This is a genomic window from Roseomonas rosulenta, assembly GCF_016106005.1.
Taxonomy (GTDB): domain Bacteria; phylum Pseudomonadota; class Alphaproteobacteria; order Acetobacterales; family Acetobacteraceae; genus Neoroseomonas; species Neoroseomonas rosulenta.
Genome location: NZ_JACADR010000639.1, coordinates 1 through 637, shown reverse-complemented (window position 1 = coordinate 637; position 637 = coordinate 1). Strand labels below are relative to the sequence as shown.

Sequence of the window (637 nt, the reverse complement as noted above, 5' to 3'; positions counted from 1 at the left end):
CCGCGCCGGTGCAGGCGGCCCCGGTCTTCGGCCAGCCGCCCGCCGCGCCGGCGCCTTCGCCCGGCCTCGCCGGTCCCGGCGCGCCGAGTGCCAGCCCCGGCACCGCGACATCGCGGCCCAGCCCTGCCGTCGCGCGACCGCCGATGCGCGAGACCACGGCGGATGCGCCCTCCGCCTCGATCACCGTCACCTTCGGCAGCGGGTCCTGGGTGATCACGCCGGAGGCCGAGCGCGCGCTCGCACCGCTCGGCCGGGCGCTCTCGTCCCAGGACCTTGCCGGTTTCCGCTTCCGCATCGAGGGTCATACCGACACGGTCGGCGACACCGCCTCGAACCAGGCGCTGTCGGAACGTCGCGCGGCGGCGGTGCGCGACTACCTCATCGCGAAGTTCGGCGTCACGCCGGACCGCCTGGTCGCGGTCGGCATGGGCGAAACCCAGCTGCTGGTGCCCACGCCGGACGAGACGCCCAACGCACGCAACCGTCGCGTGCAGGTGGTCAATATCGGCAGCTGACGGCGCGGCGGTGTCGGACAGCGACCCGACCATCCGCATCGCTCCGCCGCGCATGGCGCCGCGCGCCGTGCCGCGGCCCCCGGCGCCGCGCGCGCCGGTGCTGCCGCTGCTCCTGGGTGGGT

At 76.3% G+C, this 637-nt stretch carries 1 protein-coding gene; it reads left to right on the top strand.

What is annotated here, in order from left to right; genetic code table 11:
• A partial coding sequence (locus HW578_RS27410) for an OmpA family protein (protein WP_198373834.1) occupies positions 1–515 on the top strand: 515 nt, incomplete at its 5' end.
• Positions 516–637 lie beyond the last annotated feature (122 nt).